The 21,262-nt window shown below is 60.0% G+C and carries 19 protein-coding genes and 1 pseudogene; 6 read left to right on the top strand and 14 right to left on the bottom strand.

All coding sequences use genetic code 11. The features are described from left to right. Positions 1-63: 63 nt before the first annotated feature. Positions 64-1,059 (bottom strand): annotated as a pseudogene (locus tag BBF93_RS07285) (NAD(P)H-dependent flavin oxidoreductase); the annotation flags it as partial. A gap of 223 nt (positions 1,060-1,282) precedes the next feature. On the opposite strand from BBF93_RS07285, the gene BBF93_RS07280 reads away from it, so the two are divergent. Next, entirely contained in the window at positions 1,283-3,175 is a 1,893-nt protein-coding gene (locus BBF93_RS07280) for an acetyl-CoA hydrolase/transferase C-terminal domain-containing protein (RefSeq protein WP_114105480.1), read from the top strand. A gap of 19 nt (positions 3,176-3,194) precedes the next feature. Here BBF93_RS07280 and BBF93_RS07275 read toward each other — a convergent pair whose 3' ends face one another. From BBF93_RS07275 to BBF93_RS07255, 5 genes are all read right to left on the bottom strand, one after another. Further along, a complete protein-coding gene (locus tag BBF93_RS07275; protein ID WP_114105479.1) occupies positions 3,195-3,656 on the bottom strand; it encodes a thioesterase family protein in 462 nt (153 codons plus the stop codon). A gap of 126 nt (positions 3,657-3,782) precedes the next feature. Continuing rightward, complete coding sequence (locus tag BBF93_RS07270; RefSeq protein ID WP_114105478.1) at positions 3,783-4,049, bottom strand: hypothetical protein; 267 nt, start codon at positions 4,047-4,049, stop codon at positions 3,783-3,785. Between the two features lie 190 nt (positions 4,050-4,239). Further along, entirely contained in the window at positions 4,240-5,142 is a 903-nt protein-coding gene (locus tag BBF93_RS07265) for a hydrogen peroxide-inducible genes activator (protein WP_114105477.1), read from the bottom strand. A 384-nt stretch (positions 5,143-5,526) separates the two neighbouring features. After that, positions 5,527-5,832, bottom strand: a complete 306-nt coding sequence (locus BBF93_RS07260) for a DUF190 domain-containing protein (RefSeq protein ID WP_162786467.1) — start codon at positions 5,830-5,832, stop codon at positions 5,527-5,529. A gap of 2 nt (positions 5,833-5,834) precedes the next feature. Next, positions 5,835-6,821 (bottom strand): sodium-dependent bicarbonate transport family permease, encoded by a 987-nt coding sequence (locus BBF93_RS07255; protein ID WP_114105475.1) that lies wholly within the window; start codon positions 6,819-6,821, stop codon positions 5,835-5,837. A 360-nt stretch (positions 6,822-7,181) separates the two neighbouring features. Between BBF93_RS07255 and leuC the strand changes: the two genes are divergently transcribed. Genes leuC through BBF93_RS07240 form a run of 3 tightly spaced genes read left to right on the top strand, consistent with a single transcriptional unit; the run spans position 7,182 to position 10,227 of the window. After that, on the top strand, positions 7,182-8,612 hold the full coding sequence (gene leuC, locus BBF93_RS07250) for a 3-isopropylmalate dehydratase large subunit (protein ID WP_114105474.1): 1,431 nt from the start codon (positions 7,182-7,184) through the stop codon (positions 8,610-8,612). Next, positions 8,602-9,207 (top strand): 3-isopropylmalate dehydratase small subunit, encoded by a 606-nt coding sequence (leuD, locus tag BBF93_RS07245; RefSeq protein WP_114105473.1) that lies wholly within the window; start codon positions 8,602-8,604, stop codon positions 9,205-9,207. Before leuC ends, leuD begins: the two co-directional genes overlap by 11 nt. 21 nt (positions 9,208-9,228) lie before the next feature. Then, positions 9,229-10,227 (top strand): phosphoglycerate dehydrogenase, encoded by a 999-nt coding sequence (locus BBF93_RS07240; RefSeq protein ID WP_035595650.1) that lies wholly within the window; start codon positions 9,229-9,231, stop codon positions 10,225-10,227. Between the two features lie 56 nt (positions 10,228-10,283). On the opposite strand, the gene BBF93_RS07235 is transcribed toward BBF93_RS07240, so the two are convergent. Continuing rightward, entirely contained in the window at positions 10,284-11,087 is an 804-nt protein-coding gene (locus BBF93_RS07235; RefSeq protein WP_084324182.1) for a MipA/OmpV family protein, read from the bottom strand. Positions 11,088-11,156: 69 nt separating this feature from the next. Here BBF93_RS07235 and BBF93_RS07230 point away from each other — a divergent pair, with 69 nt between their 5' ends. Beyond that, the gene (locus tag BBF93_RS07230; protein WP_114105472.1) at positions 11,157-11,639 is read left to right on the top strand and encodes a MarR family winged helix-turn-helix transcriptional regulator; all 483 of its coding nucleotides are present in this window, start codon (positions 11,157-11,159) and stop codon (positions 11,637-11,639) included. Between the two features lie 61 nt (positions 11,640-11,700). On the opposite strand, the gene BBF93_RS07225 is transcribed toward BBF93_RS07230, so the two are convergent. From BBF93_RS07225 to BBF93_RS07205, 5 genes are all read right to left on the bottom strand, one after another. Continuing rightward, on the bottom strand, positions 11,701-13,098 hold the full coding sequence (locus BBF93_RS07225; RefSeq protein ID WP_114105471.1) for an MFS transporter: 1,398 nt from the start codon (positions 13,096-13,098) through the stop codon (positions 11,701-11,703). Between the two features lie 66 nt (positions 13,099-13,164). Further along, a complete protein-coding gene (locus BBF93_RS07220; RefSeq protein ID WP_114105470.1) occupies positions 13,165-13,923 on the bottom strand; it encodes a class II aldolase/adducin family protein in 759 nt (252 codons plus the stop codon). 59 nt (positions 13,924-13,982) lie between these two features. Then, positions 13,983-14,291, bottom strand: a complete 309-nt coding sequence (locus BBF93_RS07215) for a DUF4387 domain-containing protein (protein WP_035595661.1) — start codon at positions 14,289-14,291, stop codon at positions 13,983-13,985. Between the two features lie 37 nt (positions 14,292-14,328). Further along, entirely contained in the window at positions 14,329-15,708 is a 1,380-nt protein-coding gene (locus BBF93_RS07210) for an acyclic terpene utilization AtuA family protein (protein WP_114105469.1), read from the bottom strand. Positions 15,709-15,767: 59 nt separating this feature from the next. Then, a complete protein-coding gene (locus BBF93_RS07205) occupies positions 15,768-17,990 on the bottom strand; it encodes a TonB-dependent receptor (protein ID WP_114105468.1) in 2,223 nt (740 codons plus the stop codon). Between the two features lie 185 nt (positions 17,991-18,175). Between BBF93_RS07205 and BBF93_RS07200 the strand changes: the two genes are divergently transcribed. Then, a complete protein-coding gene (locus BBF93_RS07200; RefSeq protein WP_035595668.1) occupies positions 18,176-18,877 on the top strand; it encodes a Crp/Fnr family transcriptional regulator in 702 nt (233 codons plus the stop codon). A gap of 4 nt (positions 18,878-18,881) precedes the next feature. Here the strand turns inward: BBF93_RS07200 and BBF93_RS07195 are convergent, their stop codons facing one another. Together BBF93_RS07195 and BBF93_RS07190 are read right to left on the bottom strand one after the other, a co-directional pair. Further along, a complete protein-coding gene (locus BBF93_RS07195; protein WP_114105467.1) occupies positions 18,882-19,781 on the bottom strand; it encodes a LysR family transcriptional regulator in 900 nt (299 codons plus the stop codon). Positions 19,782-20,148: 367 nt separating this feature from the next. Beyond that, the gene (locus BBF93_RS07190; RefSeq protein ID WP_162786466.1) at positions 20,149-20,997 is read right to left on the bottom strand and encodes a hypothetical protein; all 849 of its coding nucleotides are present in this window, start codon (positions 20,995-20,997) and stop codon (positions 20,149-20,151) included. Positions 20,998-21,262: the final 265 nt, after the last annotated feature.

Raw genomic sequence — 21,262 nt, 5'->3', positions numbered from 1 at the left:
AAAAAAGCCGGGCAGCAGAAATGCGCGCCCGGCTTTCTTTCCAATTACAATGCCCTACCGCGATCAGAGGATGCGGGCGCGGGCCTGCTCGTATTGCTTCATGATGTTGCTGACGAGTTCCTGGCAGGTCGGAATGTCATGGATCAGCGCCTGGCTCTGGCCGGTGGTCCAGATGCCACCGTCCATATCCCCGTCGCGCAGCACGTTTTCGCGGCCCCGGACACCGGCCATCAGTTCCTTCACGTCCGCGAAGGTCTTGGTCGGATCCCTCTGGATTTCAGCAACCTGAACGGAGATGTCGTTCTTTGCGACGCGCGCCGTGTTCCGCAGCGAGCGGCCAACGAGAACCGTGTCGAGCTCGTTGTTCTCAACGATCTTTTTCTTCACGTTTTCATGGATCTTGGCTTCCACGGTGGCGCAGAAGCGGGTGCCCATATTGACGCCGTCTGCGCCCAGCACGATGGCCGCCGCCAGACCGCGGCCGTCTGCCATACCGCCCGAGGCGATGACGGGCACGTCCACCGCATCAACGGTAGCGGGCAGCAGAACGATCAGGCCGACATCATCCTCACCAGGATGGCCAGCGCACTCGAAACCGTCGATGGAGATGACATCAACACCTTTATTTACTGCGGAAACCGCGTGGCGAACCGAGGTGCATTTGTGGATGACCTTGACGCCGTTTTCCTTGAAGCGCGGCAGGTGGTCGGTGGGCGCGCGACCAGCCGTTTCGACGATTTTGACGCCGCTGTGGATGATCGCTTCGCGGTATTCGTCATAGGGAATCGGGTTGATCGAGGGCAGCAGCGTGAGGTTTACGCCGAAAGGCTTGTTGGTGAGCTTCTTGGTTTTCTCGATCTCGGCGAGGAGTTCTTCGCCGGACTTGAACATGTGAGCCGTGATGAAGCCGAGAGCGCCTGCATTTGCAACAGCAGCCACGAGTTCGCCGTAGCCCACGCCGGTCATGCCGCCCATGCAGATCGGTGTTTCTACGCCGAACATTTCGGTCAGACGTGTCTTGAGTTTTGCCATGTCACTCCCCTGTCTCTGGCTGCAGCGCGGGTTGAGGGCCGCAGCATCTTGGTTTCACAGATGAGACATGGCACAGGCTGGAAGGCGTTTGGAAGGCGTCACCCAGCGGCAATCCGGGGCTGTTTCGGCCTTTTGGCAGGCAGACTGGGACACCAGATGGACAAATCCGGACACTTTCGGACAGTTTCGGACACATGCACGACGCCCCTGGCCCACCCGGCGCCCGCCGGGACAGATTGGAGACTTATTCATGACGGGGACGCCCTTTTTCTCGGAGACCACCCTGCCCGCCCGGCACACTTCCGCCGAAGCCTGCGCGCGGGCGGTGATCGAACGGGTAGGCAAGGATGTGCGCTTGGCCCTGCCCCTTGGCCTCGGCAAGGCGAACCGTCTGACCAATGCTCTCTATGACATCGCCCAGGCTGATCCTTCGGTGAAGCTGACGATCTTCACGGCACTGACGCTGGTGCGGCCGAAGCTGGGCGCGGGACTGCCGGCGCAGTTTGGGGGGCCGGTGGTCGAGCGGTTGTTCGGGGACTATCCGGATCTGACCTACGCTGTGGACCGGGCGCGGGGCGCCCTGCCCCCGAATGTGCAGGTGGAGGAGTTTTTCCTGGCGACCGGCACACTGCTGAACAACGCCTATGCCCAGCGCCATTACAACAGCGTCAACTACACCCATGCGATGCGCCGCATCGTTTCGGCGCGGGTCAACGTGATCGGCCAGATGATCGCGGCGCAGGACGGGCGCTACAGCCTCTCCTGCAATACCGACATCACGCTGGACCTCATCCCCGAGCTTCAGCGCCAGACGGGGCGGGAGAGCTTTGTGGTGGTTGGCGAAATCAATGATCGCCTGCCTTTCATGACCAATGATGCCGAGGTGCCCGCCAGCGAGTTTGACATGCTGCTGGACGGGGGCGGGTATGACCTCGCGGGGCTGCCGGCCGCGCAGGTGGACCTGTTGAGCCATGCCATCGGCCTGCGGGCGGCGCGGCTGGTGAAGGATGGCGGAACCCTGCAGATCGGCATCGGATCCCTGGGAGATGGGGCGGCGCAATCCGTCCGCCTACGGCATTTGGACCCGCCTGCCTTCAACGCCGTTCTCGGCGCCCTGCCCGGCCCGGCCGGGCCGGTGGAGGAAGGCGGCGACGGGGCGTTTGAGCAGGGCCTCTATGGCTGCACGGAAATGTTCACCCAAGGCATGCTGGAGCTGCTGCGTGCGGGCATCTTCACGCGGCGGGTGCGCGAGGGCAGCGCGGTGACGATTGATGGCGGGTTCTATCTTGGCCCGCAGAGCTTCTATCAGGCCCTGCGCGAGGCGGGGCCGGACCTGCTCGCCGCGATCAACATGACCAGCGTGGCGGATGTGAACGCGCTCTATGGCAATGAAGCCGCCCGCCGCCGCGAGCGCGTCCATGCGCGCTTCATCAACATAGCCATGAAGGCGACCTGCCTCGGTGCCGTGATCTCCGACGCGCTGGAAGACGGGCGGGTGGTGAGCGGTGTTGGCGGACAATACAATTTCGTGGCGCAGGCGCATGAGCTGGAAGGTGCCCGGTCGATTATCCTTGTGAAAGCCGTGCGCGAGGCGGGCGGCAAGGTGGAGTCCAACATCGTCTGGTCTTACGGCCACACAACTGTGCCGCGCCATCTGCGCGACATCATCATCACCGAATATGGCGTGGCCGATTTGCGCGGGAAGACGGACGAAGAATGCGTGCGCGCCATGCTGGCAATTACCGATGCGCGCTTCCTCGACGGCCTTGTGCGCGAGGCCATCGCCGCAAAGAAACTGCCAGCGAATTTCACCGTGCCCGCCGCCTGGCGCGGCAACACACCGGAGACCGTTCGCCGCACGCTGGCGCCTCACGCCGCAAACCTGCCCGCCTATCCGTTTGGAAGCGAGCTGACGGAGGTTGAACGCGAGCTTGCGCCTGCGCTGACCTACCTGAGCGCGCAGATGGCGGCGCCGATGAAGCGCGCCAGGTTCATTCTGGGCGCGTTGTTTGCTGGCCCCGAAAAGACGGCGGAGGCCGCCTTCCGGCCTCACCTTGAGCGCCTGTCGCTGGCGGCGCCGGCCAGTTGGAAGGAGCGGCTGACGCAGAAGCTCGTGCTGCAGGCACTGGCGAAGACGCGATGAAAAACGGCCCTCGGCGCAGCTAGACCGGCGCGCCCCTGGCGAGCACGGGCGGGGCGTGAATGATCATGTCCTGCAGTACGGCTTTCAGGCTTGCTGACAGAGGGCTTGAGCCAGCGGGGGTCGCCTGAACGAAGGTGGTGGTGCAGATACCGACGCAGCGGCCATCCTGATACATCGCCTGGCCGATCTCGTAGGACGCTGTCCCGATGCGGAGGATGCCTGTGCAGACCTCCACGTCGTCCTTGTGGAAAACTTCAGCGAGATAGGTGACGCGGCTGTCTGCAGTGACGATGCGGGTCATTTCGTCCGGATCCACCTTCGCGAAGACATGGCGGGAAAATCTCGACCGCGCCTCATCATAATAAGCAGCGACAGAAATGTTGTTGATATGACCGAGACTGTCTTCATCCATATAGCGGGTTTGAATGGCGCAGGAGAACGGATAGACGGCGCGGTCCTGGCGCCAGGCGGGAGGTTTCATATGCAAGGGCCCTGTTTGACTGCGATCAGTTTGGGCCGCTGTTCAGAGACATGACTTAACGGCAGTCAAGCCGGAGAGGCCGCGCGCGGCCCCCCTTCCCTCCCGAGGGGCAAACCGCGCCGAACTTCAGGCCACAGCCCATTTGCCGCGCACGCGATCAATGATCTCTTCTTCAGTGCCGCAGAGTTTGTAGACACCCACAAGCCGCACCTCATCCCCATGCGCTTCGTCCGCGGCGATTTCCAGTTCGAGCGCCGCGTCATCCTCACAGAAGTCGCAGAAGTCTACAAAGTCCACCATGTCGGAAAACACCAGAAGCCATTTGGCATTGCGCGTGATGCCGGCCCGGATCCAGGAACGAAACTCTTCAGAAATACCCGGATAATTCATCATCGGCGCCACCTTCCCAACTCGCTGCGTTAATGTTCTCTTAATGTTCTTTTCCCGCTCATAAGTCAAGCCCTATTGTTGCAGCACGGAGGGATGGGACAGGCCAGCGTCCCGATGGAGAGAGCATTCCCTTGCCTGAGCGCAACCCCCGCGCCTATGCGGGACTGGCGGCTACCGCTGTTCCGGCACCCGACTACAGCAGTTTGCTGGCAGCATTCTGCAGGCAACCGGATAGCGACAGCAAGCTCGCGGCGAGGGGCGAGGTCTCCCGCCAGATGAGCGCTATGTCTCTCCGCGCCATTGGGTGATCGATGAGGCGGATGTGAAGCCCGCGGTCCCGCCGCGCCTCGGAAAGCGCATAGAGGCTGGGAAGAATGGCGATACCCGCGCCCAGTTCCGACATGAGACGGATCGCATCGAGGGACGTGCCTTCATATTCGGAACTGACGGTAGCCCCGGCCGCCGTGGCCAGGTCTTGGGTAATCTCGCTCAACCTGTGCCCCTGACCGAGGGTCAGCAGCTGCCGTCCCCTGAGATGTTCAAGCCGGAGCGGACCTTCGCCTTGCGTCAGTTCATCATCCGGAGGGCCGCACGCATAAAGCCTCTCGGTAAACAGATGCGCATAGTCTGTATCGGGATGATCCTCCGGCGTGGATATGACGGTATCGAAAAGACCGGCCTGCAGATGCTCGTCCAGATCGACTGTGCGTTCCTCCCGGACGCTCAGGCGCAATGCCGGAAAACGGGCACGCAGGTCGCCGGTGGTTTGCGGCAGAAGATAGGGCCCGATTGTTGGCAGAACGCCTAGCCGCAGACGGCCGGAAAGCTCTGTCCGGCCCAGCTTCGCTACGGCTTTCAGGTCTTCGACGTCGCGGAGTATGACCCTGGCGCGCCGGACCATTTCTTCTCCCGCCGGGGTCAGCAAAGCGCCGCGGCGCGACCGCTCTACCAGCGCAACGCCAAGCCCGGCTTCCATTTCGGCTACCTGCGCCGAAAGGCTTGGCTGGCTGACATTGACGGCCCGGGCCGCATCCCCGAACTTGCCGGTGTCGGCGATGGCGATGAGATATTGCATCTGTCGTAGTGTGGGGCGCACTTGATAGTTTTCTCCTATCGGATCGAGAGAATAGTTAGATTGGCGCTATTTAAATTCAATCCCATCTCCCGGGCAGACCAAGAGTGGTTTGCTAGAAAGGAGAAAAAAATGTTCCCCTCATTCCCTGTCTCAGGTCCCCTGACTGACGACAGGACCTTGAGTTCCGCTGTGTCCTCCGCGCCCGGCAATACTTCTGCGCCGCCACGTTTCAGCGCGCACGACCGCCGCGCCTGGCGCCGCCGCCGCCGGCTTCGGGACCTGCGCAAGGCGCTTGTCAGAGCCGAATAGAAACCTGACCCGATCTGATTTGCGAAGTGGCCGCAAATGCCACCGCCAGAGTGGCCGGCGCCGCCTCATCTGCGAGGTGGCGCCGGTCACTTGTGTTCAGAACCGGTCTGGACGAAGCACTTTCACCTCACAGATGCTCAGTACACCGATGTGATTACTCAGCAGGCTCTCTATCTCCTTCAGCGCCGCCTCGATCTGCTCCTGCGCGCCGATCGACACGACAACCACCATATCGCTGGAGGCAGAAATATCCGAATCCCTGTTCCAGCGGGTTTGCCGCCCGAGGCCGGAAATGGCCGGCAAGACCGTATAGCCGGTCAGGCCCGCCTCTTCGAGGATCCGGCAGGCACGCGGAGCCGCCATCCGCTCAATGATGAGTTCACAGCGATAACGCACATGCATGATCAGGCCACTCCGGCGGACACCATTTTCGCCAGCCATATATATAGCGGCAGTCCAAGGATGAGATTGAACGGGAAGGTTATTCCCAGCGACAATGTAAGATATATTGATGGCCTGGCCTTTGGCATCGCAAGACGCATTGCAGCAGGGACGGCGATGTAGGACGCCGAGGCAGCAAGCGTTATCAGCAGCGCGGCATCGCCTGCGGGCATGCCATTGAGCGCTGCCACCCCGGCGGCGAGAAGCGCTGAAACCAGCGGCATATATACACCAAACGCAATTGTTCCGGGGCCAAGCTGCCGCCAGCCATTCCGCAGGCCGCGCCCGGCAGAGAGACCCATATCCAGCAGGAAGAGACAAAGGACACCCTGAAACGGCGTCACGAAGAACGGGACAACAGCTTGCATCCCGGCTTCCCCGGTTATCCACCCGATCACAAGCGCGCCGAGAAGAACGACCACCGACGCGTTCAGCAGGACCTCCCGCGCCAACTCGCCTTTGTCAGACCCTGCCACCGCCTCCGATCTGGCGCCGCCGCGATTGGCTATCACGAGCGCCGAGATGATGGCTGGCACTTCCATCAAGGCTGCCACTGCCACCAGATAACCTGCCGCTTCGAGCCCCGCAGCCGCGACGGCCTGCCCCGCCGCCACGAAGGTCACAATCGAGATCGAACCATAGTGCGCAGCAGCGGCGGCGGCGTCGATCCGGTCCAGCCGAGTGGTCAGGCGTAACAGCGCAAAAGCTATTACCGGCAAAAGGAAAGACAATCCGACGGCTGACATCATGACCAGCCCTGCATCCCAGCCGAGTTGGCCCTTGGATATTTCGACGCCGCCCTTGAGGCCTATCGACATCATCAGATAAATTGCCAGGCCTTTGGCGAAGGCTTCCGGTATTGTCATCTGCGACCGCAGCAGCGCCGCGCCGAGCCCCAGGAGGAAAAACAGGACGATGGGTGAGAGGAGCGTGGCGAGGGCTATGTCCATGCGTCTGGCTCCCGAGAATGATCCCGGGCCGAGCGTCTAGCGCTGCAGCCATCCCGGCCGCCAATCGCATTATGCGGGCGGATCGAGAGGAAAAAACTATAATAGAGCTTGGCAGCATTGCCGCTGCTTGCAGCTAAGAGGCCATCCAGCGGCAGCAGAATCCAGCTCCTCGGGGCTTCCGATCCCCTGTCTCCTGCCTGATACGGAATTCAGTACCTTCCAGCTGCGTTGTAACTGCTACACTTGCCGGAAAGGAAAAACCTCGTGAGTTCCGAATGGATTCATGCGATATTTGCAACGCACAACACAGCCGCCCCCTGCTAGACGTTCATAGGCAGAAAGCTACCAAACCGGGGCCTAATGGCAGACAACAGAACTCTGTACGACAAGCTGGTCGATAGCCACACCATCCGCCCGCTGGATACCGGCAGTGACGAAGTGCTGCTCTACGTGGACCGTACCGTGCTCAATGAATACACGAGTCCGCAGGCTTTCACTGGTCTGCGGGAAGCCGGGCGCCCGGTGTTCCGTCCGGAATCCGCACTCGCCGTGATCGACCATGTGAATTCGACGCGGCCAGAACGCATCGCTTCCCCGCAGGCGCAGGCAGATGACCTGCAGATGTCGTATTTTGTCCGCAACTGCAGAGATTTCGGTATTGAGCTGTTTGACCTTTATCACCGCCAGCAAGGTATTGAGCATGTCGTGATGCCTGAACTTGGCCTTGCCCTGCCCGGTCTCGTAATCGCTGCCGGGGACAGCCACACGACCACATATGGAGCCTTCGGGGCTCTGGGCTTTGGCATCGGTACGTCCGACATCGAACATTTTCTGGCGACTCAGACACTGGTTTACCGGCGGCTGCGGAATATGGAGATCGCCGTGAACGGCGACCTGCCTCGGGGCGTGACCGCGAAAGACCTGATCATGGCCGTGATCCGCAAGATCGGGGCTGACGGGGCACAGGGGCACGCGGTAGAATTTACAGGCGCAGCGATCCGCAGCCTGTCGATCGAAGGGCGGATGACGATCTGCAATATGGCAGTGGAGTGCGGCGCCCGCGGCGCGCTGGTCGCCCCGGACGAAAAGACCTTTGCATACCTCACGGGTAAGCCCCGCGCGCCCAGGGGGGATGCCCTTGATGCAGCCCTAGAAAACTGGCGCACGCTGCGCACCGATGAGGGCGCGGTGTTTGACGCGCGCGTGGAGATCGCCGCCGGGGATATCGAGCCGATGGTGACCTGGGGTACGAGCCCGGATCAGGCAGCGCCGATTTCAGACGTTATCCCCGACCCTGCCCGTGAGGCCAGCCCTGCCCGGCGCAAGGATGCCGAGCGCGCGCTCGGCTATATGGGCCTATCACCGGGAACCCGCTTGAACGAAATTCGCATAGACCATGCCTTCATCGGTTCGTGCACCAACGCGCGGATTGAAGACCTGCGGGCCGCCGCCGCTGTGCTGAAAGGCCGCCACGCCGCCCCCGGGGTCAGCGCGATTGTCGTACCCGGTTCCCGCGAGGTGCGCCGCATGGCCGAGGCCGAAGGGCTCGACCGGATATTCCGCCAGGCGGGCTTTGAATGGCGCGAGCCGGGATGCTCGATGTGCCTCGCTATGAATGATGACGTCATCGCGCCGGGTGAGCGCTGCGCGTCGAGCACCAACCGGAATTTCGAAGGGCGCCAGGGTGCAGGAAGCCGCACTCATCTGATGAGCCCGGCTATGGTCGCGGCGGCGGCCGTTTGCGGTCATCTCTGCGATGTGCGCACACTGGAGCCCCGCCATGCCGATTGAACGGTTCGGGCGCGCCTCAGGTGTTATTGCCGCTCTGCCCGCTGCCAATATCGACACCGATGTGATCATGCCGAAGATCTTTCTGAAGGGCATCGACCGCAGCGGCCTCGACCGCGGCGTGTTCCATGACCTGCGCTTCGACGAAGATGGCAGCCCCCGTCCCGGTTTCGTGCTGAACAAGCCTCCCTGGACCAAAGCGGCGTTTCTGGTTGCCGGCGCCAATTTCGGCTGCGGGTCATCGCGGGAACATGCTGTCTGGGGGCTGCGGCAATTCGGGATCCGGGCCATCATCGCGCCCTCCTTTGCTGGCATCTTCTTCGACAACTGCGCCCGCAACGGCCTGCTGGCGATTGAGTCAGACGACTCAACCGTTCGCCTGCTGACAGACCACGCCGCCACCGGCGAAAACATCACCATCGATCTGGACGCCCAGACGATGGAAGCGGGAACCGCCACGGTCCGGTTCGACATCAGCGAACGGCGCAAACACATGCTGCTGAAGGGGCTCGACGGGATCGGCATGACGCTTCAGTGGCGCAACGAGATCGAAACATTCCAATCACGCTATCTGGGCGAACGCGCCTGGCTGGCCTGAAGACACTCAAGGACACGCTGCATGAGCAACCCGCCCCGGAAGGTGGTCGTCACCCAGAAATTTTTCGATGACGCCGCCATCGGTTATCTTCAGGACAGGAACATTGAGGTCGTGATCGCAACCCTGCCCCCCGGCAAGGGCGAAGGCGATCTGGATGTGGAGGACATCCGCACCCTGCTGGCCGGGGCCGGCGGATGGATTGTGGGACATGCCCGCATCACTCGCGAAGTATTTCAGGCACTTCCCGATCTGGCCGTCATTTCACGCCGCGGGGTGGGCTATGAAAAGGTTGATGTGCAGGCCGCCAAAGAGCTTGGCCGGGTTGTGGCCATTGCTGCGGGCGGGAATGATGCCTCGGTGGCGGATCAGGTGATCGGCATGATGATCTCGATCGGCCGCCGCTTCCAGGAAGCCCAGCGCGCGATGAATGCCGGCAAGTGGAACATCCTTGTCGGGACAGAACTCTACAGGCGCAAGGTCGGTATTGTCGGATTCGGCCGCATCGGGCGCAGCCTTGCCAAACGCCTCAGCGGATTTGAAGCCGAAATCCTGGTCTGCGCCCCGCGCCTCGCCCAGGAAGACGTGGAAACATTCGGCCTGCGCCATGTCGACTTTGAAACCCTGCTGAAGGAGGCCGACTATATCTCCGTACACGCCCCCCTTACGCCTGAGACGCGGCATATGTTCAATGCCGGAGCATTTAGTATGATGAAGTCTTCCGCTGTACTCATCAATACGGCCCGCGGCGGGCTGGTCGACGATTCCGCGCTGCTGGCGGCTCTGGAAAGCGGACAGATCCTTGGCGCGGGGCTGGATGTCTACGAGAGCGAAAGCGATCCTTCAAAACAGCCTGTGACCGACGCCCTGATCGCCCGGCAGGATGTGATTGCCGCACCACATGCTGGCGCTTCAACCTATGAAGCGCTGGCGCGCACCAACATGATTGCTGCGCTGTGTGCGGCAGAAGTGATTGACGGGAAAAGCCCTCCGGCCGCCTGCATTGTAACGGATGGGCGATAAGGCAGAGCAGCGCAAAACGGCCAGTTTGAACTGGTCGTTTTGCTCCGGCGACAGATTTAAAACTTGAACCGCAAGCCAACTCCGAAACGTTGCTGGGCTTCATCGCCCTCAATCGCAACAACCGGGCTGTCGGCTGCGTCCCCAAGGAGATGCTTGTGGCTCGCTATACCAACGATACCCCAGTTCTGAGTCAGCATGTATTCAGCCGAAATCTGAAAATCGACATCCTTGATGCCGCTGCCCGCTTGATAGAGTGGCAAGCCTGATCGCAGAGCATTGTCCGCATCAATACTGAAATATGTGTTCATATAATCTTCGCTTGCATAACGGCTTTTGATATCTAGTCCGATCCCGAACCTGTCTGTCATTTGCCGATCGTAACCCACACCGAATGTTGCGACATAGCCGTCATGCGTGCCGGACGTATCAGCGAGAAACTCTGCGCCAAAGGAAAGCTGATCTCTCAGCGTAAATACGCTCTGATATGTGAGCTTGCCAAAGACGCCGGCTTCCAGCGCATCATCAATCTGCCTCAGACGACCGACTGTGACATTTTCAACGTCATCGCCGCGACCGCTGCGAAAGGACGCAATCGGTCCGAATTCCAGCGATTCATAAGGGGAAATGTCCAGCTCAACATCATCGCCAAATGCCCGTAGGCTGAGGAACTTGTAATTCACCTCGGCCGCAAAGAGCGGCACTGGTTCGGGATCGGAGGAGCCCTCATAATCAGGCCGGGAGGCTGCGCCCCCTACAACAAAGCCGGAAACTCTATCTTCGGCCGCCGCCTGAGGGTGGCCCCAGCAAGGCCAGATCAAGGAAACGGCCAATATGGATATTGTGCATTTGTAACCTGTCACGTTGACTTCCTTTGGGTGAGCTTAAACAGCGTTTGCTGCAGTGCAAATTATTAGTAAGGATCCTTACTAATGGCAACGGGAGACAACACGATGGTTCATGAAACTTTGTTAGAGATTGAGGATGCCTTCAAATTGTTGGCGGACATGAACGTCATCCAGAACCATGTCGCGGCGCGGTTCACCGCAGATGTTCCACTGGACCTCAGCATTGCTCAGTTCGCCATTCTGCAATTCTTCTTCAGAAGACCAGGACTGCGCACAAGCATCAATCAGCTGGCGGACCACTTGTCGCTCAGCAAGGCCAGCGTGGGCGACAGTGTCGAGAAGCTCAAGAAGAAGCACTACCTGCTCGTTGAGCCTAACAAGGAAGATAGAAGAAGCCGGCTGGTATCGATCACGGAAGAAGGTCTGAAGGCCCACAGTACAGCGCTGGCCGCCATTCGGCCCTTCCTCATGGAAATGCGTGACGGCGTTGGCGCAACAACCTTCACGCGCGCAATCGCCCTGCTGCAGCCACTTCGGGAATGGCTGCGCATGAACAAGCAGGAATAATCGTCGTGCCTTTTGAGGTGATCACCTTCCCGGCAGAATGCTGATCACCCCGGGCTTCAGATCATCCGGCGGTGACGGGCGCCTCTGCTTCGCCGTTCTTCAGCGCCGCGCGCGCGCGCAATGTTTCCCGGTCCTGGGCATGGGCTTCGCGCGTAAGAGGGTAGTTCCGGCACATCAGAATGCACAGTGCAAAGATTACCACGGGCACAAGCGTAAAGACCAAGATCAGCCCCATTCTGTGATCAGGGTTTTCAGGCATTTCCGGGTTGAAACCGATCAGCGCGAGCAGCAGGAAGCTGACCCCGATGGCAGTGGCCTGCCCGATCTTATAAGACGTGCCCATGAAGGCAAAATAGAAACCCGCCTTGTTGAGATCGGTGCGGACTTCCTCGCGATCCACCTGATCGGCGATCATGGCACGGAGCAAAGCCTGCGGGGCGCCGAAGCTGAGGCCGAGAAGCGCCACCAAGGCAATGAACAGCCAGAGATTACCCCACATGAGCGCCGGGATCAGAACAAGGTTGCACACCAGCGAGTAAAGGCAGACGATCTGCAGCGCTGTATGCTTCTCCAGCCGCTTACTGACCCATAGCCAGAGCGGAATGCCGATGATGGAGAAGATGAAAAAGATGAGCAGGATACTGCTCGCCCCGCTCTCCATACCAATCACCCCCCTTGCGACGAACAGGAAGGTCGACGCCGTGATTCCGACACCAATTCCCACGCAGATTTCCACCGCGAGGATCCGCCAGATCGCCCGATCCTTCATGCCGGACAGGATCTGCGAGAGCGTCATCTTCGGGCGATCGGGGATGACCGGTGTGATCGACTTGTCGGGAACGAGCGCGAAAGCAACCAGGATCGTCAGCGGGAGGACCAGCGCAAGGAACCAACCCATCGAGGCAACTTCGCCATATTCGTCGAACGAGAACCAGCTACCCAATAGCGCCGGCAGGGAGAGGATGAGCAAGGTTCCACCCGCGCTCATCATTTCGCGGTAGCCAAAAAGTTTCGATCGCTCGTCATAATCCGGGGTCAGATCAGCACCCCAAGCCTGATGAGTCGTCTGTAAAAATGTCCACCCTGTATAAAGCACCAGAAGCTGAAATAGCAGCGCCCAGGCGCTGGCAGGCTCTCCCCTTGCAGGCATGAACAGAAAGAATGCCGTTACGCACAACAGAGGCACGCTGAGCGCAATCCAGACCTTGCGGCGACCGTGGCGCCACTGAAACCGATCCACCAGGACGCCCACGATCGGATCAGTGACGACGTCCCATATCCGGGCAATCATGAAGATAAAGCCGATCGTGGCCAGCCCCAAGCCTCCCTGCCCAGCATAGAGGGGCGGGAGGTAGGTGGTCACCGGCATGCCAACCGCCGTGATCGGGATCGTCAGACTACAATAGGCCAACAGCTGATGTAACGGCAGTCGGAAACTTTTCTTGGAGGGGGCAGACATTCTTCTTCCGATCCTGAAACGCGTATTCTGAGGATATCGTTATCCCACCGAGCGGAAGGAGGTCGCTTATGAATCAAAGCCGGGATTGATCCGGTTGAGGCGGCGCAGCAAGGCTGGCCAGACGAGCATGTCAGCGGCGTGCGACATACTCTTCGACTGCGACTCAACAACAGACTGAACGTCTTCCTGCGGCATACGGAGCGTCCCGCCCCCCTGAGCTGCGATCTGGATGGAACAGGCCCGCTCCAGGAAATACATGAACGAGAACGCCGCGGCGACCGAATGGCCAACTGACAACGTGCCATGATTGCGCAGGATCATTACGTTGCTTGTGCCAAGGTCCGCCGTGAGACGCGGGCGCTCATCATGATTAAGCGCGATACCTTCATAATCATGGTATGCAAGCTGGCCGTTCAGCAGCATGGCCGTCTGGTTGACGGGCAACAGCCCCTCTTCCTGACAGGATACCGCTACGCCATCCACAGTGTGAAGATGCAGCACGCACTGAGCGTCCTCGCGTGCCTCATGAACGGCAGAGTGAATCGTAAAGCCCGCCGGATTAACCCAGGCATCGGACTCTCCGATCTTTTGGCCATCCAGATCCACCTTGACGAGCGACGAAGCCGTGATTTCTTCAAATAGCCAGCCATATGGATTGATCAGAAAGTGGTGTTCCGGACCCGGAACACGCGCAGAGATGTGCGTGAAGACCAGATCATCCCATCCGAACATTGCGACAAGCCTATAAGCAGCGGCCAGATCACAGCGGACCTTCCACTCGGCATCTGAGCAGGACATCTGAGTTGACCGGGCTGTCGCATTCATACTGGAGTACTTTCTGTCTGGCGTCTGACGGTTTTGACTGAACAGCTATGCGGGATGGGCTAATCGAGCTCAATATCCAGAAGACGCACATATTGTTGCCCAGAATGCATATCACGCTCGACCATGCCGCCTTGCGGCGTTGCCCGGGGATAGGAAATTTTCACAAGATTGAGGTCGGGCACCGGAATATGCTTCACGAGCGCCGGGTTCGTGCCAAAAAGGTGGCCAAATACTTCTGGTGACAGTGCCGGGCTCGCGCTATAACGTTCAAAACTGCCTGGGCCATCGAACCAGATATCAATCGTGACCCAGAACGGGCCGGCCTGCTTCGAGCGCACATGCCGGGAAACTTCACCGAGCCTGGCCATTATGCTTTCCCCTTCCACGACGTTATTCTGTATACGATCACAAGTTCACCCATTTTGTTCGCACCAGTTCGAGGGGATCGCTAACCTCGACAACATGGTTCAGTTTGAACTCGTAGACCTGTCCGCGCGGCACATCTGCCGGGGAGAAGGCAAACCCGTAGCTGGGCAATTCCTTGTCCATCACGGCGGGGTAATGGAAGAAATACGGGTTGCAGGCATGGGTAATGGCATTTGCAATTTCCTGCGTGCGCGCTGTCGCGATGAACAACACACCCAGTTCCCGCGGCGCCGGCGTGCCTGCTGGCACAGGCCTGCCATCGACCGCGTTCCAGCCATACATCCGGATTGAAATGTGGAAATCGTCGTGCTCTTCCGGCGGCAGTGTCTGGCGTGCGCGCAGATACAGCGCGTCGAGGAAGCGGTCATGAAATCCGGATACATCCCGCAAAACGTCCGGATCCTGAATACCCACGAGCATGATTGTCTGGAATTTGCCTCCACCGGCGCCTTCCAGTTTCATCGTGTAGGGACGCGGCTTCCATACAGCCCCGGTCACGCGCACGCTGCGCCTGTCGTCAAGCTCTTCATACGTCACCTGTGTGACGTCCAGCTGCCCACCGGGTTCAGTGAGGATGTAGGGATCTGTGTTTTCGTATAGCATATGGGCCGAAACCCCCTCGCGTGCGCAGTAATTGTCTCGCGCCAGAGGTTCGACATCAAAACTGTCCTTGCCGATGCTCAGCAGCACACCGGCAGAATCCCGCTTCTCCGTACACTGCGCGCCGCACTCGCCCACTTTCCCCGCATGCCAGGAAGCCCCCCAGCCAGCGCCCTTCCAGATGGGGAAGCTCGCGAGCACTGCCGGATCGGTTGAACGTCCACCCAGGATGACATCTGCACCCTGCTCCAGCGCCGCAATGTAAGGCTCCACGCCCATGAGCGCGACGATATGATCGCACGCGTCTACTGTCGCGTTCTCCAGCGCTCCAAGAGGAGGCAGCGGCCGGATACGGCCAGCGGTATTGAACGTCTTGATATCGTCACGTGTCTGCTCACTGTAAAGCAGCGCAATCCTGGGCGAAATACCCAGTTCAGCGACGATTTCAAGCAGGATATCCCGCGTCCAGTCCACATTCAGATCGCCGCCTGCCTGGCCGGATGTCCCGATGATAACAGGGATACCCGTGCGCGCATGCGCTTTCATCAGGATCATAAGATCCCGCTTCACGGCGCCGCGGCTGTTTTTTGATTTTCCGGTGGCAAGATAGGCTGCACCGCTGTCTGTGGAGCCGGCATCAGTAGCAATCGCGTGCGCGCCCCGGGACAGTCCGTACTCAACTTCATCTTCACGCACTCCAGCGCCCAAAGACCCGCAGGGCACAAGCAGTTTAATGTGCAGTGTCAGTTCTTCACTCATATCAAACCTGAATTCATCGGAAAGAAACGGGAGGCGCGCCAGGCGCCTCCCGCTGGAGGTCAGTAGTCCCAGGAGAGGGTAACACCATAGGTGCGGGGAGGATTGAAGGCACCGAAGTTGGCCCCGAGAAAACCGCCCTGGAACGTCCGTGTCCGCTCGTCTGTGAGGTTTTTACCCCAGAGCGATACGCTCATCCCGTTGCCGAGCCCTTCAAGCACGACCCGGGCATCCACGAAGCTCGTTGCGTCCCGAGTTTCGGGAGGCTGGTTGCTGTTGTCGTCGAAAATCTTGCTGGTGTACTGATAATCGACTGCGAAAGTCAGATCCGGCCCGTTCGCCAGCGTCAAGGTGTAGGAAGGCGACACGGTCACCTTGTGCTTGGGCGAACGAGAAATCCGGTTTCCCGAATAATCCACGCCATCTTCCACAAACTCGTCAAACACGGCGTCAGTATAGGCATAGGCCATGGCCAGATTGAAATTCGAGTAAGGGTTAAGCTGGAGCTGGGTTTCATAACCCTGGATATGCGCCTCGCCGGCATTGGTGATAATGCGGACTCCATTGTCCGTCTGGGTCGTCTGAAGATCGGTATAGTCGACATAGAACAGCGAATTGTTCCAGATCATCGCGCCGTCGAGGAACAGGCTTTTATGCCCAATCTCATACTGTACCGCCACTTCCGGATCGAAAGGCGTAACGGCAGCAGCGGCGTCTGACGGCTCGCTGTTGAACCCGCCGCTCTTGAAACCGCGCGATACGCTGGCATACGCCATATGGTCCGATGTAAGCTGGTATTCCAGGCCCGCACGATAGGTCAGATCATCAAAATCGGCTGACGCTGTCGCATCGAACAGGTCATCCGCCCGCAACGGCACATTGCTGTCTGTATTGAACACACGCTGCGTCTTCTCGTCTTTCGAATAGCGCAGGCCGCCAAACACCGTCAGCTTGTCCGTAACCGGAACAGACACATCGCCAAACACGGCATGGCTGTTGAGTTCGGCATCAGCCACGAACGCATCGAACAGCTCAATTGGCGCAATCATGGCCGCATTCAGAACCAGGCTATCGGTCCGCAGCACATTCTGATTGTAGCGATACAGGCCCACAACCCATGTGACCGGGCTGTCGGGAAGTGATGACAACCGGAGCTCCTGGCTGGAAAGCTCTGCCGTTTCCTCGTTTCCGCCGCTGATATTGATGGCATTAAAGCCGGGCGAGGAAGGATCCGGATTACCGCCGTCAAAGTCGTAGCCGAAGCCATAGTCAAGATCACGGTAGGAAACCAGCGCTGTCAGCGTTGCAAAACTGAAGTCATAGGAAACTTCCCCACGCGCGCCCCAGGTGTCGCGCTCCAGGAAGCCCGGATCAGACCCATAGGTTACATCCGGATCGAAATTCTGTGTGTAGAAGTTCGACAGCGGATTAGTTTCGTCGAGTTCCAGAACATGGTTCGCGGTACCTGCAGCCCGGTCCCGTGTCCCATCCAGGGTGAAATGTAGCCGCAGGCTGTCGGTCGGCTCCGCGTAATATTGCAAACGGCCACTGATCGTCTCCTGATCGTCAACATCCCTGCCCAGGAAAGGGTTTTCCACGTAGCCGTCATTGGAGCGATAGGAGCCACTCATCCGCAGGGCGGCGGTGTTTCCGGCCAGAGGTACGTTGAGGAAGCCCGCCCCGTCCAGCCGGCCGTAATTGCCGACTGTTGCGTTTGCTCCTGCGCCGAAGCTGTCGGTCACCGGCCTCTTCGAGATCACATTGATCGCGCCGCCCACAACATTTCGCCCATAAAGGGTGCCCTGCGGCCCTTTGAGAACCTCGATCCGCTCGACATCGAAAGCGTCAAAGGCGACCGCTGATGGTCTGCCCAGATACACCTCGTCCAGGAATACGGCCGAGCTCGGATCCCCCGAGGCGCCGCGGTCGCCAGAGCCGATGCCGCGAATGTAAAGGCGCGGCTGGGAGGCGGGAAACGCATCAAAGCTGAGGCCCGGCGTACGCGTGACGATATCATCAATCTGCTGGATGCGCGCGGCGGCGACCTCATCGGCGCCGAAAACGGTAATCATGACCGGAACGTCCTGCAGGCTTTCGCTTCTGCGCTGCGCGGTCACGGTCACCGTTCCCAGCGTTCTGGCGCTCTCCTGAATCTCTTCAGATGGCGCAGCAGCTTGCACGCCGGATTGTTCTGCGCTCTCCTGCGCCTGGGCCGTGGCGGCGCAGAATGCCAGCACGCCGAGGGAACAGGCGCCCGCCGCAAGGCGGATCGAAAGTGACTTCATAAGGTACTCCTCCCAATACGTTTCATACGGCGTGTTGCCCGCCATCCTGGTCGGCTTAGGACATGGAACCGTCTTTCACGTGGCAAGGATTTTACATTTTTGGATAAAAAGCGTTCTGTCCGGATATGCCGAAGGGGGTTTGCCATCGCCGCCGCCCCGAGTCAGATCGTACTCAGGAGGACGCTATGCATATTGCAGGTCAGCTTAACTGGATAAATGAACTCCCCGCCCCGGCGCGGGCAGCCATCCGTGAGCGGTTCGTTTACCGTGATATCGAGACCGGAGAGACCATCAAAGAAAGCGGTCAGCCCGCAGACGGCATGTACCAGGTCCAGTCCGGCTTCGTTAAACTGCTGGCAGACCGGCCGGATGGGGAAAGATCCCTGCTGATGATCTACATCCGCGGCAACAGTTTCGGGGAATCGCCGATGGTCGCCCGCCGCCCGCACCACCACACCACCGTCGCCGCCAGCCCTGCCCGCATAGGCTTCCTGAAGCAGGACGACTTTGACGAGCTTTACCGCACCTATCCCTCCATTCCTGAAGCCCTTTGTCGCAAGTTTGCAGCAGGTCTCAGCTCGATGTTCGCTTTCCGCGAAAAGCAGACCGAAACAACAGTCGCCCAAAGGGTTGCGCTGGTGCTTCACAATCTGGCCGAGATGAGCGAAACGCCCCGGATCGGCAACCAGCGCGCCATTGATATCCCGATAACCATTGCCGAGCTGTCCAGTTTCCTCGGCCTCACGCGCCAGACCGTGCAGAAGGAGATATCGCTTCTGAAGCGCCGCAACCTGATCTCGAAATCACACGGCGCCTGGGCGGTGCGGGACATGGAGGCGCTCAGGGCGCTCGCGCCAACCGCAGAAGCGCCGGATCCCGCCGCCTGAAACGTCAGGCGGGAGAATCAGACTTCTGACTTTTCAGGATTTTGGACCAGAGCGTCTCCGCCGCCGGAGACTGGCGGGCCGCCGGCCGCCATAGCCGGATCTCGATGGGCACGTCCTGCTCCGGCGCGCCCGCCCGCATAAGGGTGCCTGTTTCGATATCTTCTTTCACAAGGCTGAGCGCTGTCCACGCAACGCCGCGTCCGTTCCGGGCCATCGCGGTCAGCACACTGGCCAGATGGGATGTGAACACCGGCATGGACGGCGGCGCGCGCCCGCTCACAGCCCAGGCGGCCATCAGAATCCGTCCCATCCCGGACTCTGGCGAAAGCGCCAGTTGAGGCGCCTTTTCCGGCTCAGTCTCCGCCGCCAGTTGCGGCGATATCACGGGCAACAGCACATCGCCCCCCAGCACCACCGAGCGGAAATCCCTGCCAAACCGTGTCGGCACAGCGCCATGATGATGACACAGCAGGAACTGAGCGCGCCCCTCGATCATAAGCCGCTCACACGCCACCATATGATCGGCCGTCAGCTCAACAGTCACCGTCGCGGGCTCGTCTTTCTCCAGGTGGCGCAACCAGTTGGGAAAGAAGGTGAGGGACAGCGCATGTGTCGCGGCAAAGCGGAGCGTCTCAGAGGACGCCTTGCCGACCGCGCGCGCCTGCTCGCGGCCCAGTTGCAGCCGCCGGGTCGCCTGCTCGGCAACGCTCTTGAAGCTCTCCCCTGCCGGGGTCAGCCGCATGGTATGCGTACCCCTGTCGATCAGCGTCACACCAACCCAGTCTTCCAGCGCGCGAATGCGGCGGCTGAAAGTTGGCTGGGTCATCGCCCGCCGCTCGGCCGCACGGGCGAAACCGCCCGCCTCGATCAGGGCCAAATAATCCTCAAGCCAGTCAATATTCATGAACAAACCGGTTTCCGTTGCACACCGCCCCCTGATGCTCTGCGCCTTTCCAGACCCGCCTTCCGGAGGGTTGGTGTGGCGGAGCGAAGCCCAGGGCCGGACCTTCTGTTACGCCGACATTCCCCGACAGCGCAACTTAATCGGTCGAGCGCGTTCATTCCGGTCCTGCCAGAGACAGGTGATGAGCAATTCGGTACTGTCTATCTGAAGCTCCAGAGGCAAGCTCGTAGAGAAGCCGTCGGGCTTCTTGCCCAATATTCTCGGAATGGTCAGGAGACGGATATCGCAAATACCTCCGACAAGGACGCAGCGCGCGGGCCACAATCTCGTGCTCCGCGGCAGCCTCCGACAGAAACCATTTCGGCTGTCACGGCGCGGCGCCCGGCGGCCTCTTCCCGGCCTCTTCATACCAGCGATCAAGAAACGCCTCCGCCTGCTGCAGCCTGTCAAACAGGTCGGAGGCGTCCCCTGAAACACACCCCTCATCAAACCGCGTCCTCTGAAGCTCGCTGCCATCTTCCGCCAGCCAGATCACATCGCCGTAAGGCAGATCAGCGATGATCCGGTTGCATTCGAAATGCCGGCTCTCATAATCTTCAAACAACATCCTCAGCTCGCTGAACTGTTCCGGAGAAACAACAAAGGCCTCTTCTGCCCCGTCGGCCAGCCGCATGGCCCGCCCGTCTGCACCCACCTGCCAGGCGGCCAGAATATTTCCCCAATAGCGATGCTCGATCCGCAACATACCGGGCGGCGGAATAACCGGGGCCACATACCGCGCCTTCCCCCACCCCTCCATCAGCCGCCAGGCCCGGTCCGCGTTCTTCGCGAGCGGACGGTCGCCATCGGCATAGCAGAGCGTATGCATCTCAACCCGATGAACTTCCTCTCCTGCCAGCCGCCACACAATGTATCCGGGGCGGATATATTCAGAAGGGGAAGAACAGGTCAGCCCGCCAGCCTTCAGCGGTTCAAGCAGCGCTGCAATCTGGTCAAACTCTTCTGCAGTCGACCGGAAATGCTGATCCCGGCCAGGAGCAGCCCCCAATATGTAGGCCGCGCCTGAACGCGTGACCTCATATGCCATCTTATCGGGTGCATACACCACCTCGATGGAGGCTGGCGCGCCTCCTTCCGGAAGCGACGAGGCACAGGACACAGCTATAACGCAGACACTCGACATCAGTGCACGCCACATGTTCGCTTCCAGTCGCATGTCACGCCCCTGTCTCACCAAGCTGCCGGAAGTATAAGATGCAACCGTATCCCATCCACCCCCTTTTTTCCGGGTCTGAGACGTTCTCTTCCTCTTTAACAGGCTTTGACTCCCACCTTACCCGCCGGAGATCAAGATCCCGGAAAGCGAGGCCTCACTTCATCCAATTGTTCACAAAGCCGAGGACCGGCAATGCGCAAGAATAATGTGCGAACAGGAGATCGTTTCATGCAACCGCTGGAAGCGTACGGGAGATGTTCCGTGG

Origin of the sequence: Hyphomonas sp. CACIAM 19H1, from assembly GCF_003325995.1 — a bacterium.
Lineage (GTDB): Bacteria > Pseudomonadota > Alphaproteobacteria > Caulobacterales > Hyphomonadaceae > Hyphomonas > Hyphomonas polymorpha.
The sequence above is the reverse complement of the archived record's forward strand: the minus strand, read 5'-3'. Positions and strand labels throughout refer to the sequence as shown.